The organism is Novosphingobium silvae (assembly GCF_009856825.1).
GTDB classification, from domain to species: domain Bacteria; phylum Pseudomonadota; class Alphaproteobacteria; order Sphingomonadales; family Sphingomonadaceae; genus Novosphingobium; species Novosphingobium silvae.
Genome location: NZ_WVTD01000003.1, coordinates 12,962 through 28,914, shown reverse-complemented (window position 1 = coordinate 28,914; position 15,953 = coordinate 12,962). Strand labels below are relative to the sequence as shown.

Annotated in this window: 14 protein-coding genes; 8 read left to right on the top strand and 6 right to left on the bottom strand. The window is 65.7% G+C overall.

Annotated elements, in window-relative coordinates:
- Positions 1-3 precede the first annotated feature (3 nt).
- Together GR702_RS05135 and GR702_RS05130 are read right to left on the bottom strand one after the other, a co-directional pair.
- Positions 4-1,092: an HlyD family secretion protein gene (locus GR702_RS05135; protein WP_202408074.1), complete on the bottom strand. Its 1,089-nt coding sequence runs from the start codon at positions 1,090-1,092 to the stop codon at positions 4-6.
- Between the two features lie 2 nt (positions 1,093-1,094).
- The gene (locus GR702_RS05130; protein ID WP_160984905.1) at positions 1,095-2,528 is read right to left on the bottom strand and encodes an efflux transporter outer membrane subunit; all 1,434 of its coding nucleotides are present in this window, start codon (positions 2,526-2,528) and stop codon (positions 1,095-1,097) included.
- A gap of 173 nt (positions 2,529-2,701) precedes the next feature.
- On the opposite strand from GR702_RS05130, the gene GR702_RS05125 reads away from it, so the two are divergent.
- The 3 genes from GR702_RS05125 (at position 2,702) to GR702_RS05115 (ending at position 6,223) form a co-directional block, all read left to right on the top strand.
- A complete protein-coding gene (locus GR702_RS05125) occupies positions 2,702-3,922 on the top strand; it encodes a S1C family serine protease (RefSeq protein ID WP_237449571.1) in 1,221 nt (406 codons plus the stop codon).
- 172 nt (positions 3,923-4,094) lie between these two features.
- On the top strand, positions 4,095-5,117 hold the full coding sequence (locus GR702_RS05120; RefSeq protein WP_160984904.1) for a zinc-dependent alcohol dehydrogenase: 1,023 nt from the start codon (positions 4,095-4,097) through the stop codon (positions 5,115-5,117).
- Positions 5,118-5,158: 41 nt separating this feature from the next.
- The gene (locus GR702_RS05115; RefSeq protein ID WP_337192527.1) at positions 5,159-6,223 is read left to right on the top strand and encodes an endonuclease/exonuclease/phosphatase family protein; all 1,065 of its coding nucleotides are present in this window, start codon (positions 5,159-5,161) and stop codon (positions 6,221-6,223) included.
- Here the strand turns inward: GR702_RS05115 and fabI are convergent.
- The 3 genes from fabI to GR702_RS22830 are packed head-to-tail and all read right to left on the bottom strand — an operon-like array spanning position 6,213 to position 8,577.
- Positions 6,213-6,959 carry an enoyl-ACP reductase FabI gene (gene fabI / locus GR702_RS05110; RefSeq protein WP_160984902.1) on the bottom strand — a complete coding sequence of 249 codons (747 nt, stop codon included), beginning with the start codon at positions 6,957-6,959 and terminating at the stop codon, positions 6,213-6,215. The genes GR702_RS05115 and fabI overlap by 11 nt on opposite strands.
- Positions 6,956-8,086, bottom strand: a complete 1,131-nt coding sequence (locus GR702_RS05105) for an acetate/propionate family kinase (RefSeq protein ID WP_160984901.1) — start codon at positions 8,084-8,086, stop codon at positions 6,956-6,958. Before GR702_RS05105 ends, fabI begins: the two co-directional genes overlap by 4 nt.
- A complete protein-coding gene (locus GR702_RS22830) occupies positions 8,083-8,577 on the bottom strand; it encodes a phosphate acyltransferase (RefSeq protein ID WP_474100217.1) in 495 nt (164 codons plus the stop codon). The genes GR702_RS05105 and GR702_RS22830 overlap by 4 nt, the downstream gene beginning before the upstream one ends.
- Here GR702_RS22830 and GR702_RS22825 point away from each other — a divergent pair.
- The 5 genes from GR702_RS22825 to GR702_RS05080 all read left to right on the top strand — a co-directional run bounded on the left by GR702_RS22825 (position 8,555) and on the right by GR702_RS05080 (position 14,416).
- The gene (locus tag GR702_RS22825; RefSeq protein ID WP_474100216.1) at positions 8,555-9,076 is read left to right on the top strand and encodes a hypothetical protein; all 522 of its coding nucleotides are present in this window, start codon (positions 8,555-8,557) and stop codon (positions 9,074-9,076) included. The two genes, GR702_RS22830 and GR702_RS22825, sit on opposite strands and share 23 nt — an antisense overlap.
- A gap of 351 nt (positions 9,077-9,427) precedes the next feature.
- The gene (locus GR702_RS05095; RefSeq protein ID WP_160984900.1) at positions 9,428-12,154 is read left to right on the top strand and encodes an HAD-IC family P-type ATPase; all 2,727 of its coding nucleotides are present in this window, start codon (positions 9,428-9,430) and stop codon (positions 12,152-12,154) included.
- A gap of 37 nt (positions 12,155-12,191) precedes the next feature.
- Entirely contained in the window at positions 12,192-13,016 is an 825-nt protein-coding gene (locus GR702_RS05090; protein WP_160984899.1) for a universal stress protein, read from the top strand.
- Positions 13,017-13,043: 27 nt separating this feature from the next.
- A complete protein-coding gene (locus tag GR702_RS05085; protein WP_160984898.1) occupies positions 13,044-13,415 on the top strand; it encodes a hypothetical protein in 372 nt (123 codons plus the stop codon).
- A complete protein-coding gene (locus GR702_RS05080; protein ID WP_160984897.1) occupies positions 13,403-14,416 on the top strand; it encodes a L,D-transpeptidase family protein in 1,014 nt (337 codons plus the stop codon). Before GR702_RS05085 ends, GR702_RS05080 begins: the two co-directional genes overlap by 13 nt.
- Before the next feature lie 66 nt (positions 14,417-14,482).
- Here GR702_RS05080 and GR702_RS05075 read toward each other — a convergent pair whose 3' ends face one another.
- A complete protein-coding gene (locus tag GR702_RS05075; RefSeq protein WP_160984896.1) occupies positions 14,483-15,952 on the bottom strand; it encodes an alginate export family protein in 1,470 nt (489 codons plus the stop codon).
- Position 15,953 lies beyond the last annotated feature (1 nt).

The following is a 15,953-nucleotide window of genomic DNA, read 5'->3' as shown; positions in this document are numbered from 1 at the left end:
GTCTCAACGCGGCTGCTGCCTGGGTCCGGCCGGCGCTCCCTTGAGGTCGAGCGAGGCGGGCCATGCGACGCCCGGGTCGGTCTTGACGTAGGCCATGCCGGGCAGCCCGGTCTTCACCAGCGTGATGTAGCGGCGCAGCAGCACCGGATCGATGCGCACCTTGACGCGAAACATCATCTTCTCGCGCTCGCTCTGGGTCTCGACCGTCTTGGGCGTGAACTGCGCGACATCGGCCACAAAGCTGACCTTGGCGGGAATAGGGTTGTCGGGGAGCGCATCGAGCACGATGCGCGCCTCGCTGCCGATGCCAAGCCGTCCGGCCGCCGTTGCGGGCAGGAAGAAGGTCATCGTCACGTCGGTGAGATCTACCAGGCTGACGACGCGGCCTCCGGCGCTGACCACTTCGCCGGGCTGGGCGATGCGATACTGGACCCGTCCGTCTCGCGGGGAGCGCAGAGTGCTGTCTTTGATGTCGGCTTCGATCCGCTGGATGGTCGCCTGCGTGGCGGCGACGCGCGAGCTGGAGCCAATGACCTGGTTGCGCGCGTTGGTGACCGCGACTTGTGCGGACGCGACTTGCGCACGCGCGGCCTCGACCGCGGCGGACGAGCCTTCGACCTGAGCGGCGTCGTCGTCGCGCTCCTGCGTGGAAGTGGCGCCTTCCCGTGCGAGAGTGTCGGATCTCCCGAGCCGCTTGCGAGAAGCATTGAGTTCGGCCAGCCGCTGGCGGACGGTGGCTTCGGCGGCGGCCTTCTCTGCCTCGCGCTGGGCGACCTGGGTTTGCGCCACCAGCACCGCGTTGCGAGCCTCGGCCAGCTGGGCCTCGGCTTCCGCCTTCTGGGCGTTGAGCACATCTTGGTCCATGTGGGCGATCGGATCGCCGGCCTTCACCATCTGCCCGTCATTGACGACGATATCGCGGATGCGGCCGGGAGATTTGGAGGCGACGTCGATCTCCACCGCTTCAAGCCTGCCGTTGCCACCGGCGATACCGTCAGGCAGGCCGGACGGCTTGAGCAGGGTATAGAGCGCGAAGGCCGCCACGGCCACCGCGGCCACGATCAACCCCCTCGTGATCCAGGTCCTGCTCATCGTCACTGCCCCTCTGTGATTGCGCGAGTATTCACCGGAAAGCCGCCGCCGAGAGCGGAATAGAGCGCCACGATGCTGGCGAGTTCGGCTCGGCGCAGTTGCACCAGCGTCTGTTCGGCGTCAAACAGGTCGCGCTGCGCGTCGAGCACTTCAAGATAGGCGGAGCGGCCGTTGTCGAAGCGCAGCTGTGCCAGGCGGCCTCGCTCGCGCTGGGCCGAGACCAGCCGCCGGGTGGTGTCGATCTGAAGCGCCAGCTGCCGGCGGCGGACGAGAGCGTCGGCAACGTCGCGGAACGCGGACTGGATCGTTCTCTCATACGTCGCCACCGCCTGTTCGCGCCGTGCGCGGGCGACATCGAGGTTACCCGCAAGCCGCCCGGCATTGAAGATCGGCAGGGAAACCGTGGGCGTGAAAGTCCAAGCATCGGTGCCGCTGGCGAACAGACCGTCGAGGTCGGAGCTGGACGTGCCGAAAGCGCCGGTCAGGCTGATGTTGGGGAAGAACGCGGCGCGCGCGGCGCCGATGTCGGCATTGGCGGCGCGCAGCTGGTATTCCGCTGCGACCACGTCGGGCCGGTTGACCAGCAGCTCCGACGGCAGGCCCGGCGGCGGGGTGAAGTCGGGCAGGGCATCGCCGGCAAGGCCCAGCGTGCCGGGCGCGATATCGACTGGGCTGCCGACCAGCAGTGCCAGGGCATTGCGGTTGACCGCACGGTCCTGATCCATTGCCTGCAGCGTCAACTGGGCCTGGTTCATCAGGATTTCGGCCTGAGCCATGTCAAGCCGGGTACCCGATCCCACCTCGTAGCGCCTGCGCATGATGCGCAGCGAATCTTCACGCGTGGTCAGCGACTGGCGGGCCAGCGCGGCGCGTTCCTCGTACTCGCGTTCAAGAAGATAGCCGAGCGCGATTTGACCTATCAGGTCGGTGGCGACGGCACGGCGCGATTCCTCGCTGGCAAGGTAGCGTTCCCGCGCGGCTTCGCGGAGATTGCGCAGGCGCCCCCAGAAGTCGATATCCCAGCTGGCGCTTAGCTGGGCGGTGATCTGCCTGATGTCGACAGACTGCTCGGTCCCGGCGATAAGCGTACGGCCACGGGTGCCGGTGGCCACACCGTCAAGCTGGGGGTAAAGCGCAGCACCTTCGATCCGCCATGCGCCCCGCGCCTCGGCCACGCGCGCGGCGGCGAGGCGGATGTCGCGGTTGTTGGCAAGCGCATCGGTAATCAGCCGCTGCAGCTGCGCGTCGCGAAAGAAGGTGCGCCAGTCATAATTGGCAATCGAGGTGCCCTCGACTGCGTCGGCGTAAGTTTGGGGAACGGGCAGCCCCGGCCGTTCGTATGGCGGAGCGAACGAACACCCGGATATACCGAGCAGTATGGTAGCTGCAGTTATATGACAAAGTTGCCTTGTAGTGGGCCGGCGTGAGGCTTTCATCCAGAAAATCCGATTAGAGGAAAGTCGGGTTTGCTGAAAAGCTATATGCTCAATTTTGGTGTGCGCCGCGAAATGGGGCAAGAGGTGTCTAAGCGCCTTTACTGGGACACTATCGATTCCCGGTTGATCAAAGTCAACGTTTCTCTATCTTTAGCGCCAGGCGCGGTTTGGCATTGAACGATGGTCGCCAAGTGCTAGCTTGCTGCATTGCAAACAGCCGAGGCTACGTCGTCATCGTCTCTTCCGCCCCGTCTCGTTCTGCGTGGCGCAAGCTGCGCAACCTGATCATCCTTCTGCTTGTGGTGAACGTCATGCTTGCTGCGGCCGTCGCCTTCCTCTTCCTCATGCAGTCCGCGCCAGCGGCACTGCGCAGCGCAACTGCCGAGCCGCGCGTCGTAACTCCGCGCGGCGACCTTGCGGCGGACGAGCGCGCGACCATCGAGCTGTTCCGCAATGCGCGCGATTCAGTGGTATTCATCACCACGCGCCAGCGGGTGGCGGACTTCTGGACGCGCAACGTCTACACCGTGCCGCGCGGCGGCGGCTCGGGCTTCGTGTGGGACGAGGCCGGGCATATCGTCACCAATTTTCATGTCATCGAAGGCGCCTCCGAAGCGACGATCCAGTTGGCCGACGGCCGCCAGGCCAGTGCCCGGCTGGTCGGGGTCAGTCCGCAGCACGACCTTGCGGTGCTGCGGATCGGCGGGGCAGGCTTCGCCATCCCGCGCCGGGTGCCGATCGGGACGAGCCGCGATCTACAGGTGGGGCAGAACGTGTTCGCCATCGGCAACCCTTTCGGCCTTGACTGGACCCTGACGAAAGGCATCGTCTCGGCTCTCGATCGCTCGCTCCCGAACGAGAGCGGTCCGGACATCCGCCATCTGATCCAGACTGACGCGGCGATCAATCCGGGCAACTCCGGCGGGCCGCTTCTGGATTCAGCGGGGCGGCTGATCGGGGTCAACACCGCGATCTACAGCCCGTCCGGTGCATCGGCAGGGATCGGCTTCGCGGTGCCGGTCGATACCGTGATGCGCGTGGTGCCGCAGCTGATCGCCACCGGCCGCTACGCTCGCCCGGCGCTGGGCATCGACAGCGACGACGAGATCAACGACAGCCTGAAACGCACCTTCGGCGTCGATGGCGTATTCGTCCTGCGCGTGGAGCCCGGCTCGGGCGCGGAGCGGGCAGGGTTGAAGGCGGCCGCCCGCACTGTTCGCGGTGTAGTGCCGGGTGATGTGGTGGTGGCGCTCGCCGGGAAGCCGGTTTCACGCTTCGGTGACCTGCAGGCCCGCCTCGACGACTACCGCATCGGAGAGGCGGTCGAACTCACCCTGCTGCGGGCCGGGGAGAGGCGCAAGATTACGGTCGCGCTAGGTGCGGGAACCGAGTGAGAGTCGGCCCCGGGAATGGTCAGCAGAAGCCACCCGGATACATTGGTATGACGACGCAGGTGTAAACTGAGACAGTATCGCGCAGTGTAGTATTGCGGAGTACCGAACCTTCGGGGCGTCCGAGCGGTTCATGGATCGCTATTCGTACAATTCTTTTCGAATGGAGTTCACCATGCAGACCATGAAAGTCGCCATTGCGCGGCAATTTAAAGCTCCGCTGTCTATAGAAGAAGCTCCCATACCAGTGCCGGGCTGGGGGGAGGTTCTTGTCAAAGTCGTCGCGAGCGGCGTCTGCCATACAGATCTGCATGCGATCGACGGCGACTGGCCGGTCAAGCCCGCCCTGCCGCTGATCCCGGGGCACGAGGGCGTGGGCCATGTCGTCGCCATCGGGCCGGGTGTGGAAGGGTTGAAGGAAGGCGACGCGGTCGGTGTGCCGTGGCTGCACCACGCCTGCCGGGCGTGCGAATACTGTGAGAGCGGCTGGGAGACGCTGTGCGAAAAGCAAGCGAACACCGGCTACAGCGTCAATGGCGGCTATGCCGAATACGTGATCGCCAGCGCGCCGTTCGTCGGCCATCTGCCCGCGCAGACCGACTTCGTGTCGATGGCGCCGATCCTGTGCGCCGGGGTCACCGTCTACAAGGGCCTCAAGGAGACCGAGGCGCGTGCGGGCGAATGGGTGGTGATCTCGGGCATGGGCGGGCTCGGACATGTCGCGGTCCAGTACGCCAAGGCTATGGGCCTGCAGGTTATCGGGATCGACATCGGTGCGCCAAAGCTGGAACTGGCAAGGTCGCTTGGCGCCGACATCGCCCTCGACGCCACGGACCCCGACCTTGTCCAGACTGTCCAGCGCGAGACCGGTGGCGGCGCGCATGGCGTACTGGTCACCGCCGTGTCTCCGGCCGCTTTCGGGCAGGCCATTTCCTGTGCCCGCCGCCGTGCGACGGTGAGCCTCGTTGGTCTGCCACCGGGTGACTTCCCCGCCCCGATCTTCGACGTGGTGCTCAAGCGGATTACCATCCGCGGTTCCATCGTCGGCACTCGCCGCGACCTGAGCGAGGCGATCGCGTTTGCGGCGCAGGGCAAGGTCAAGGCACAAGTCGCCTCGCGCCCGCTCGACGAAGTCAACGATGTACTGGACGACTTGCGCGCCGGCAGGATCGAGGGCCGCGTCGCCCTGACAATGTGAGGGACAGCAGCGCGATGCCGGTCTCGCTGCAGGGAACACGCGTGATTTGGCGGAGCATGGTTCCGGCCCTTGCGGGCCTGACCATGCTTCCGGCGTTGGCCGGTTGCGCGGGATTTCCGGCGTCCTACTCGTCCGGACCGGGCAATGTACCGCACGCTGCTGCTCCGGTGACCGGTGATGCGGCAAGGGGCAGCGCGACCCTGGACGTGCTGACCTTCAACGTGGAGGGCCTGCAATGGCCCGCTCGCAGTGGACGCGCGCCGCACTTGGCTCAGATCGGCCGGGTACTGCACGATCTCGGCGCCCGCGGTCAGGCGCCCGACGTCGTGCTGTTCCAGGAAGTGTTCTCGGCCGCTGCGATACGGGCGGTGAAGGCAAGCGGCTATCCGTACATGGTAGGCGGCCCCGGACGTACTTTTTCGAGCGTGGACCGGGCCGCCGACGCGCACCGGGAAGGTCGCGTCCGCCCGACCAAGGGCGAGATCGGCTTCCGGTTCGTCGGCTCGGGCCTCGTAGTCGCCAGCCGCTGGCCAATCACGCTGACCCGAAGAGACGCCTATTCGCGCAAGACCTGCGCCGGGTTCGACTGCCTTTCCAACAAGGGCGTGGTGATGGTGCGCGTCGCCATACCCGGGGTGCCGGAGCCGATCGACATCATCGACACTCACATGAATTCGCAGAAGGCCTCGAAAGTGCGGCTGGAGCGTCACTTGGCAGCGCACCGCTACCAGAGCGAGGAACTGGGACTTTTCATCAATCACTATCACACCGCCGGAGTGCCGCTGGTGCTGGGCGGTGATTTCAACATGCGCCATTCCGACGCGCGCTTTGCGGAGTTCAAGTCCCGCATTCCGTTCACGCTGGTCCACGAATACTGCGCCGTATCCAAGCGGTGCGACGTGCGCATGTCGTGGGACGGGGACGAGCCCTGGATGGATACGCAGGACTTGCAGTTCTACGCATCCGGCGCGCGCGTGCAGGTGGTGCCCCGGCGGGTCGAGGCGATGTTCGACGGATCGCCCGGTAGCCCGCAACTGTCGGACCATGACGGCTTCCGGGTGATCTACCAGCTAAGCTGGGGCGGATCTTCAGCCATCAGCCCGTGACGTTGTACCCCGCATCGACGTAAATCGTCTGGCCGGTGATCGTCGGCGCCCGGGGGGAGAGGAGGAAGGCTGCCATGTCGCCGACCTGTTCGATGGTGACCAGTTGGTGCAGCGGCGCGGTTTCCACCGCTCTCATCATGAGAGCATCGAAGTGCGACAGGCCCGAGGCCGCGCGGGTGCGTACCGGCCCGGTGGACAGCGCATTCACCCGTATCCTCGAAGGGCCGAGGTCGGCCGCGAGGTAGCGTACGCTCGCCTCCAGCGCGGCCTTGACCGGCCCCATGATCCCATACCCGGGAACGACCTTTTCCGAGCCATAGAAGCTGAGCGTCAGGATCGACCCGCCGTTCTTCATCAGCGGCGCCGCCCGTGCAGCAAGCCGGATCAGCGAATGGCACGAGACGTCCATGGCAGTCGCGAAGCCCTGTGCGGATGAGTCCAGCACGCGGCCGTGCAGATCCTCCTTCGGCGCGAAGGCGATGGAATGGAGCAGGAAATCGAGGCTGCCCCACTCGCGCGCAACGGTATCGAACAGGGTGTCGATCTGTTCGGGCCGCGTCACGTCGAGCGGAAGGAAGATCGGCGCCTCTACCGCGCGGGCCAGCGGCTCCACGTGCGGACGGGCCTTGTCGCCAAGATAGGTCAGCGCCAGCGCGGCGCCTTGATCGCGCAGCGCGCGGGCACAGCCCCAAGCCAAGGACTGGTCGTTTGCGACGCCGACGATGAGGCCCTTCATGCCGCCGCCTCCGTTCGCGCTTCCAGCAAGGCGCAGGCATGGATCGCCATCATGCGCTCTTCGTTGGCAGGGATGACAAGGCTCTCTACCGAGCCGAGGAAGCCCAGCCGGTCGCGGATGGCGATGCGCAGGCCGGGGGCATTCTCACCGATGCCGCCAGTGAAGACGAGAGCGTCGATCCCGCCCATCGCCACCGCCATCGCGCCGACATACTGGGCGACGTGGTACGTGAAGTAGTCTAGCGCGAAGGCGGCCTGTGGATCTTCGCTGGCGACCAGCGTTGCGACATCGTTGGTGAGGCCGGACAGGCCCTTCAAGCCAGATTCCTCGTAAAGCATGCGGTCGAGCGCATCGGCGTCGAAACCGAAGCGGCGCATCATGTAGGTGACGGCGCCCGCATCCAGCGCACCGCTGCGGCTGCCCATCGGCAGTCCGTCGAGCGCGCTCATCCCCATCGTCGTGTCGATGCTGCGGCCATGCTGCAGCGCGCAGAGGCTGGCGCCGTTGCCGAGGTGCGCGGCGACGACCCGCCCCTGCGCAAGATCGGGGCGCTGTTCAGCCAGCACGCGGGCGATCCATTCATAGGAAATGCCGTGGAAGCCGTAGCGCCGCACGCCGGCCTTCCGCATGGCTGCGGGCAGGGCGAAGCTGTGGACCAGTTCGGAGTGCCCGGCGTGGAATGCGGTGTCGAAGCAGGCGACGTCGATCGCGCGTGGGGCAAGGCGGCGTGATGCGGCGATGCCGGCAAGGTTGTAGGGTTGGTGCAGCGGCGCCAATGGGCAGAGCGCATCGAGCTCGGCAAGGGTCTCGGGCGTTACTATTACCGGCCCGGTAAAGCTGGCGCCGCCGTGGACTATGCGGTGAGCGAACGCGTCGATCCGCCATCCGTCGTCATGATCGTCGATGCAGGCGATGACGGCGGCGAGCGCGGCCTCCTGGTCGGCACCGGACAGGGGAAGGGATATGGTCGCCCCGGTTTCGATGACCCTGGCCTCAAGGCGGCAGTCGGTGCCGATGCCGGTGACCTTGCCTGCCATCAGCCTCTCGAGTCCGTCGCGGGCGAAGACGCGGAATTTGAGGCTGGAAGATCCGGTGTTGAGTGTGGCGATTGCCGGAGTTGCGGTCAAAGAATTTCCCCCGAAGCGCGCGCCTGCGCCATGAGCGCGGCGATGGCGCAGGACAGCAGCCGCGCCCGTTCGCTGTCGGCGCGGCTGGTCAGTAGGACCGGTACCCGCGCGCCCAGCACGATCCCGGCAGCTTCCGCCCCGCCGAGGAAGCTCAGTTGCTTGGCCAGCATGTTGCCCGCCTCGATGTCGGGCACCAGGAGGATGTCGGCGTTACCGGCAACGGAAGAGACGATCCCCTTTTCGCGCGCAGCCTCGCTGGACACCGCGTTGTCGAAGGCGAGCGGGCCGTCGATCACGCAGCCGGTGATCTGCCCCCGGTCGGCCATCTTGCACAGCGCGGCGGCATCGAGCGTCGCCTGCATGCGCGGGTTCACCGTCTCCACGGCGGCGAGCACGGCGACCTTGGGCATCTCTTCGCCGCCGAACAGCACGCGCCACAGGTTCACCGCGCTTTGGACGATGTCCGCCTTGGCGGAAAGGTCGGGCGCGATGTTGACGGCGGCGTCGGTGATGATGAAGGGCTTCGGGCTTGAGGATAGCGCCGAGCAGTTCGTCGCTATGAAGCGACCCCTTCATGATCGCGCCAACTTTGCCCGTACCGGCCAGCATTGCGGCATGCGCGGCAGCTTCGTGGCTGTGCTCGGTGTCGATGATGTTCCATTGAGTGACGGCAAGCACCGCCTGATCGATCGCATCCTCGATCCGCCGACGCGGCCCGATCAGTACGGGATCGATCAGCCCGCGCGCGGTCGCATCGGCGGCGGCTTCCATGGCGATGGCGGTGACGGGATGTACGACGGCGGTGGATACCGGCGAAATCCGGCTGCACCGCGCAAGCAGATGGTCGGTCGCCTCGGTCATGCGGCGGGTGCTTCGGTCCGATTGGAGCGGGCGGAAGGCATGGTTTCCGTCAGGGTCATCGTGGGTGATCCGGTGCAGAGGGCATGGTCGGGCGAAGAGCGCTGGGCCGAGCTTCAGGGCTGGGTTTGAGAGACTATGCGATCAGGAGCGTAAGTGATGTGACAAAAGACGACAATCCCTTTCGGGCCTGGGTCAAAGAGAATTGCCGAGAGCGGTTGCATCGATCTTGTGTTCAGCAGGGCGTCCTGGTGTGTCGTGTACCTCCAGAGCCTGAGAAATCGCGCCAAGCGGGCTAGTTAATCGAGAAGTAAGCCAATAAACTCGAAATCGTGTCTTGCACTTGTCTCATTTTGCGGTGCAATATCCTGCGATTACAACGTTCGGCGTGGCGATGCGCTCTGTCATCGACCCGTAACTTTCCCTGCAAGATCCACCCTCGATGCCGGAAGTGGCGTCACGGCAGTTTCGAAGGAAAGGCATATGACCCGATCCGCCGACCTCCCCCGGTCGTCATCGCCCGAATTGCCGGCGGACACTCCCTGGCATGCAATCTCATCGGCCGAGGTTCTCGCCGCGCTGGCCGTCACGAAGGCAGGGCTTTCCGACGCTGAAGCGGCCCGCAGGCTCGAACGGTACGGGCCGAATGCGCTGCCTGAAGAAGCGCGGGTCCACCCCTTGCGGCGCTTCCTGGCGCAGTTCCACAACCCGCTGATCTACTTCCTGCTGGCAGCCGCCATCGCGGCGGTGGCACTGTCCCACGCAGTCGATGCCATCGTCATTCTCGCCGTGGTGATCGTGAACGCCATCGTGGGCTTCGTGCAGGAGGGAAAGGCGGAAGAATCGCTGAACGGCATGCGCTCGCTGATCTCGGCCCATGCGGTGGTGCAGCGTGAAGGGCGCAGGCAGTCGCTGGATGTGACCGATCTTGTCCCCGGCGACATAGTCCTGCTGGAGCCGGGCGACCGGGTGCCGGCCGACCTCAGGCTGCTGAGGGCACGGGGACTGGCGATAGAGGAAGCGGCGCTTACCGGCGAATCCGTCGCCGCCGAAAAGCAGGAAGACGCCGTCGCCTCGGATGCACCGCTGGGAGACCGGACCTCGCTCGCATTCTCGGGCACGCTGGTCGCCAAGGGACAGGCGACGGGCGTGGTTGTCGCCACGGGTGCGGGAACGGAGATCGGTCGTATCAGCGGAATGCTGCAGGCAGTGCCGGTGCTGGTCACTCCGCTGATCCGGCAGATCAACCGCTTCTCGCACCAGTTAACCTTCACGATCCTGGGTGCCTCGATCCTGCTGTTCGCCTTTGCCGTGCTGGTCAGGGGCTTCGTCTGGGATGATGCCCTAATCGCCGTCGTCGCCGTGGCGGCGGGCGCCATCCCCGAGGGTCTGCCTGCGGTCATCACCATCACCCTGGCCATAGGTGTCAGGCGCATGGCGGCGCGCAAGGCGGTCATCCGCAAGCTTCCTGCGGTCGAAACGCTGGGCGCAACTTCGGTCATCTGCACCGACAAGACCGGCACGCTCACCCGCAACGAGATGACCGTACGGCACGTCTTTACGGCCAGTCGCTCGCTGGAGGTCGCGGGCTCGGGCTATGCGCCGCAGGGCGCCATTACTCAGGAGGGCGCCACCGAGGAGGGCATCGACGACGCCGCTGCGATTATGGAGGCGGCTCCGATCCTGCGTTGCGGCATGCTCTGCAACGATGCTCGACTGGCCGAGGAAGCGGGGGAATGGTCGGTCACCGGCGATCCGATGGAAGGCGCGCTTCTCGCGTTGGGCATGAAAGCGGGGCTGGACCACGTCCACCTTTCGGTCGAATGGCCAAGGGTGGACGAGATCCCGTTCGATGCGGCCTATCGCTACATGGCGACGCTGCACCGAGGGCCGGACGGAGAGCACGTGGTCTTCGTGAAGGGAGCGCCCGAGGCGGTGCTGGCACTCGCCGGGCCGCAGGACGATCCGGCGCGCTGGGACATGTTGTCCGGCAAGGCAGCACGGCTGGGTGAGCGCCTGCTCGGCTTCGGCATGATGCGGCTGGAGCCCCGGGAACGCCTGCGGGTGGAGGACCTTGAAGGGCTGACGATGCTTGGCCTGATGGGCTTCATCGATCCTCCGCGTGACGAGGCTCGCCAGGCGATCGCCGAGTGCCGCAGCGCCGGCATCGCTGTGAAGATGATCACCGGCGATCACATCGAGACAGCGCGCGCCATCGCTCGCCAGCTCGATCTTGCGGATGATCCGGTGGCCATGACCGGGGCGGAGCTTGAAAGTCTGAGCGACGCGGAACTTGAGGAGGTGGTAGGCGGCGTCAGCGTCTTCGCCCGCGCAAGCCCGGAACACAAGCTGCGCATCGTACGTGCGCTGCAGGCGCGCGGCGCGATCGTGGCGATGACCGGTGACGGGGTGAACGATGCCCCTTCACTCAAGCAGGCGGATGTAGGCACCGCCATGGGCCTTGCAGGGACCGAGGCGGCGCGCGAAGCCTCGCAGATGGTGCTGCTGGACGACAACTTCGCCTCGATCGTCGCGGCCGTGCACGAAGGACGCACCGTATACGACAACCTGCGCAAGGTGATCGCCTGGACCCTGCCGACCAACGGCGGCGAGGCGATGCTGATGGTGCTGGCCATCCTCCTGGGCTTCACACTGCCGATGACGGCGACGCAGATCCTCTGGATCAACCTTGTCACCACGGTGACGCTGGGGCTGGTGCTCGCCTTCGAGCCGCCCGAGAGCGAAGTGATGCAGCGCCCTCCGCGGCGGGCGAACGCCTCGCTGCTATCGCCTTTCCTGCTGTGGCGGGTGATCTTCGTATCGATCCTGTTCACGGTGCTGATGCTGGCGGTCTTCTTCGTGGCGCAGGCACGTGGAGAGGACATTGCGACGGCGCGAACGCTGGTCGTGAACATGCTGGTCGTGGCGGAGATATTCTACCTCTTCAACGTACGCTATCTGCACATGCGATCGCTTACCCTGCGCGGTGCGCTGGGTACGAGAGCGGTTCTGCTGGCCGTGGGCGCAGTGCTCCTCGCGCAACTGGCTTTCACTTACCTGCCGGTGATGCACGACATCTTCGGTACGCAGCCGGTGTCGTTACTGGACGGGATCATCCTGATCCTTCTTGGCATGGTGCTCTTCGTCGTACTCGAACTGGAGAAATGGGTAATGAAGCGCCTCGACTGGTTCGAGGAACTGCATGCCTGAGCGCTGCCGCCGACGGGGCAGAGACAAGGATCGATAGATGACCGCACCGATTGTCGTAGCGACCGACCTGACCGCCCGCAGTGACCGCCCGCTCGATCGCGCGGTGATGCTGGCCGAGCAGCGCGGGACGCGGCTCGTCGTCGTCCACGCATTGGAAGAGCGCGCCGATATGGACCTCCGGAAACAGATGCAGCGCGCACGCGAGGCACTCGAAGGGATGGTCGAAGACTTCAGCGTGCCTTTCGAACTGGTGATCGAGCGTGGTTCGGCGCCGCAGGTATTGGCGGATGTTGTGGAGGCACAGCACGCCGCGCTCGTCGTCGTCGGGGCGGCGCGTTACAACCACGTGTCCGACTTCTTCCTCGGGACGGCAGTGGACTATCTCGTCCGGCGGGCAAAGGCACCGGTGCTGGTGGTGAAGGAGCGGCCGCGCCTGCCCTACGATGGTATCGTTGTCGGCACGGATTTCTCCGAGCGATCGGCCCGAGCGGTGATTGCCGCTGCGGAGCTGTTCGACGTGCCGGTCACACTGGTCAACGCCTTCGGCAGGCCTTTTCCGAGGCGGCTGGGCGAAGATGCATCCCTGGAACTTGGCAAGCAGTGGTCGCACGAGGAAATGGCGCGTTTTCTGGCGTCACCGGCGCTCGCCCCCTGGCTGGGCCGCATCACGCACCACAGCGTGGAAAGCGATCCCGCAGGTGCGATCGAGAAGTTCGCCAAGCTCTACCGCAGCCCTGTCGCGGTGGTCGGCTCGCATGGCTGGGGCAGCATTGCCCAAGTGCTGCTGGGCAGCCGTGCCTCCGACCTTCTGACTGCCATCTCGCACGACATCCTCGTCGTGCGCGATGGCCTGAATGCCTGATAGTCTCACTGCCTGAAAGGATCGTATATGCCTGATATCCGTACCTTGCTCGCGCTGGCTGCTCTTGCGGCATCGATACCTGCGACTGTCCGTGCCGAGGACGAAGTCTCGCAGCGCAGTGCGCCCGAGGCAGGCGACCCCGAGGCCCGGCGCAAGGCTCTGAACGAGGAACAGGCTGCCCGCGCACGCCGCGATGTGGAGGACCACCGCCAGCAGGTGGCTGCGCACGCCGCTGCCATCGCCACCATGAATGCCCGAAAAGCGCGTGACGATGCCGCCTTTGCTGAGGCGATGCGCCAGCACGATGAACAAGTGGCGGCCTACGAGGCAGCCAGGGCCGAATGGGAACGCACAAATCCGGCCTGCAGGCGCAAGGATCCGGTGGGATGCCCGCGTTGAGCCTGTCGGCACTACGGCATTTGCCATGGTGCGTAGCAGGCTTCGCACTCATCGCCTCGCCTCCAGCCTTGGCGCAGGGCGCAAAGGCGAGTTCGCCTCCGGAGTTTGCGCGCAAGATAGAGCATCTCAAGCCCGGCGAATGGGTCTGGGCACCCGAGGTCTCTCCCAGCGGCCCGGTCCTCATCTACGTCGATCTCTCCCGCCAGATCGCGCTCATCTATCGCAACGGAGTGCGCATCGCGGCCACGACCATATCCAGCGGGAAAGCGGGCCATGAAACGCCGACCGGCGTGTTCACGGTTCTCCAGAAGGACGCGAAGCACCGTTCCAGCACGTACAACAACGCGCTGATGCCGTTCCAGCAGCGGCTGACGTGGGACGGTGTCGCGCTGCACGCCGGAGGCCTTCCGGGCTATCCCGAGACTCACGGATGCATCCACTTGCCCTATGGGTTCGCGCGAGAGCTTTTCGCGATTACCAGCCTCGGTGTCACGGTTGTGGTCGATGGTGACGCCGCCAGCCACGTGCGGACGAGCGACAACAGCCTGCTCGCCCCGTTCGACGCCAAAGGCCAGGCGAACGCCGCCGGGCCGCTTCACGGGGCCGAGTATCGCTGGACTCCGCAACTGGCACCAACCGGCCCGCTCAGCATCATCGTGTCCAAGACGGACCAGCGCATAGTCGTCGTGCGGGGCGGGGTGGAGATCGGCCGCAGCGCCGCCCGGATCGACGACGACGACACCGGCTCGCACGTCATTACCCTGACCATGAAGAACGGTAAGCAGCAGTGGGTCTACGTCGGCATGAACGGCCATGCGGAAGACGAGGCGCGCGAAGTAGATGAGGCGGTGATCAACCGCGTGCGCATGCCGCGCCGGTTCTACCAACTGGTCAAGGCGCAGTTGCGCGTGGGCTCGACCATCCTCGTGACGGCGTCGCGTGTGGGCGCTGAACCGCTGGAGCACCTCACGATCATGGACGCTGTGGTGCCGCAGCCCTGATGTCCGCGCATCACAAGTTCTCAAGCGCACTCCATCTCCCAAGGACCGCCATCCTGAAGATCGCCGTTACAGGCGGAACGTCAGGTAGGCGGCGGCATAGAACAAGTCGCGTCCCGGTTTGAACTTCTCGGAAACGTCGCCGTAGATCGTGTAGAAGCCCACTGTGGTGAACGGGTTGAGGGCATAGCGGCCGGCTGCCGTGGCCCGCTTTCCGAAGAACCGGGCATCGGTCTCCTCCGCGCTGCGCAGCACTTGCCCGCCCAGTGAATAGACGCCGTCACGGATCGAGGTGCGCCATAGACCGGCCGCCGAGAAGTCGAGCGTCAGTTTCGCTGTCGGCTGGAGCGTCAGCATCGGCTGGAAGATCGTCAGGTTGTGAGGCCCGAGGTCGCCGTTGTAGGTAAGGGGCTTGGGGAAAAGCGGGCCGTAGGTTCCGAGCTTTCCGTCGCCCGGATTGCGGTCGCCCGAACCCACGTCGACGCGCAGTGCCAGCTTGGGCTTCCACCCTCCCTGCCAGCCGTGGGCGAGGGTGCCGGTGACGTAATAGGCATCGATGTCGAGGTTGCCGAACGAACCCCATTGCCTGATGCCCTCCACATCGACGCTCCAGGCATCGGCTTTCCCGGCGTAGCGCAGCGAGAGCGTGCGGCGCCGGTCGCGCGCGGCGGGCGCGGTGGCGAAGGACACGCTGGCGCGGTCGGACGAGACAAACAGCATTTCGGCCCGGCCGGTATGGGTTCCGGCTCCGAAAGTGCGCCCGGCGTGAAGCCCGGCCAGATCGTAGTCGTGGTTGGTGTCGTCGTCGAACGTGCCCAGCTTTTCCAGCACTGCATGGCCGGTGAGGAAGCCGCCGTCCCAGGGTCCCATTGTGCCCATGACGCGCAGGAGGTCCAGCGAGCGGCGTGTGTTGGCGCCTTCGCGCATGTCGAACACCGTCTGGTTGCCGATGCCGATTTCCTGGCGGCCGAAGCGCGCCGTGACCCGAGCGGGCCCGACCGGCACATGCGCCTCTACAAAGGCCTGGTTGAAGTCCAGCCGGCCTTCCTCGATCGGCGCGACCACGGAGTCCAGCCCGGTGCTGGTGGCGTGTTCCAGGTCGACGAAGGCGCGGAACAGGCCCTCGACCTGCAGGTCGCCCCAGACCCGGGTGCGCTGCTGGAAGTTGCCGTCGTCATCCTGCGGGCCGCGCCCCCAGCGCTCGCCGATGCGCAGTTCGGGCCGCAGGCGCAGCTCTCCGCCGAGCGAGGCATATGTGTTGCCGGCCAGCGGGATGTACTTGATCCGCGTCCAGAGGTTGGCGCGCCGCACGGCGCGGAAGCTGGAATAGTCCTCATCATGGTTGATTGGCTTGAAGGCCGGCTTTGGCGCCTTTGCGCCGTTCGGACTTTGCGGCGCTGCGATTTCGGTCACCGTGGGCGAGGCGGGCTGCGCCGTGCCGGGCGTCTCGGTGGTAGCTTGCGCCGATACCGGCGTGGGGAATTGTGCGGGTACCTGGGCAGTGGCTGCGGTCAGGGCATGCGCCATGATCTGGAACATC

What these genes read in the sequence shown, in the direction of transcription:
- GR702_RS05135 (WP_202408074.1), bottom strand. Translation starts at nt 1,092, where the DNA reads ATGAGCAGGACCTGGATCACGAGGGGGTTGATCGTGGCCGCGGTGGCC.
- GR702_RS05075 (WP_160984896.1), bottom strand. Translation starts at nt 15,952, where the DNA reads ATGTTCCAGATCATGGCGCATGCCCTGACCGCAGCCACTGCCCAGGTA.
- GR702_RS05090 (WP_160984899.1), top strand. Translation starts at nt 12,192, where the DNA reads ATGACCGCACCGATTGTCGTAGCGACCGACCTGACCGCCCGCAGTGAC.
- GR702_RS05080 (WP_160984897.1), top strand. Translation starts at nt 13,403, where the DNA reads ATGCCCGCGTTGAGCCTGTCGGCACTACGGCATTTGCCATGGTGCGTA.
- GR702_RS05130 (WP_160984905.1), bottom strand. Translation starts at nt 2,528, where the DNA reads ATGAAAGCCTCACGCCGGCCCACTACAAGGCAACTTTGTCATATAACT.
- fabI (WP_160984902.1), bottom strand. Translation starts at nt 6,959, where the DNA reads ATGAAGGGCCTCATCGTCGGCGTCGCAAACGACCAGTCCTTGGCTTGG.
- GR702_RS05085 (WP_160984898.1), top strand. Translation starts at nt 13,044, where the DNA reads ATGCCTGATATCCGTACCTTGCTCGCGCTGGCTGCTCTTGCGGCATCG.
- GR702_RS05120 (WP_160984904.1), top strand. Translation starts at nt 4,095, where the DNA reads ATGCAGACCATGAAAGTCGCCATTGCGCGGCAATTTAAAGCTCCGCTG.
- GR702_RS05095 (WP_160984900.1), top strand. Translation starts at nt 9,428, where the DNA reads ATGACCCGATCCGCCGACCTCCCCCGGTCGTCATCGCCCGAATTGCCG.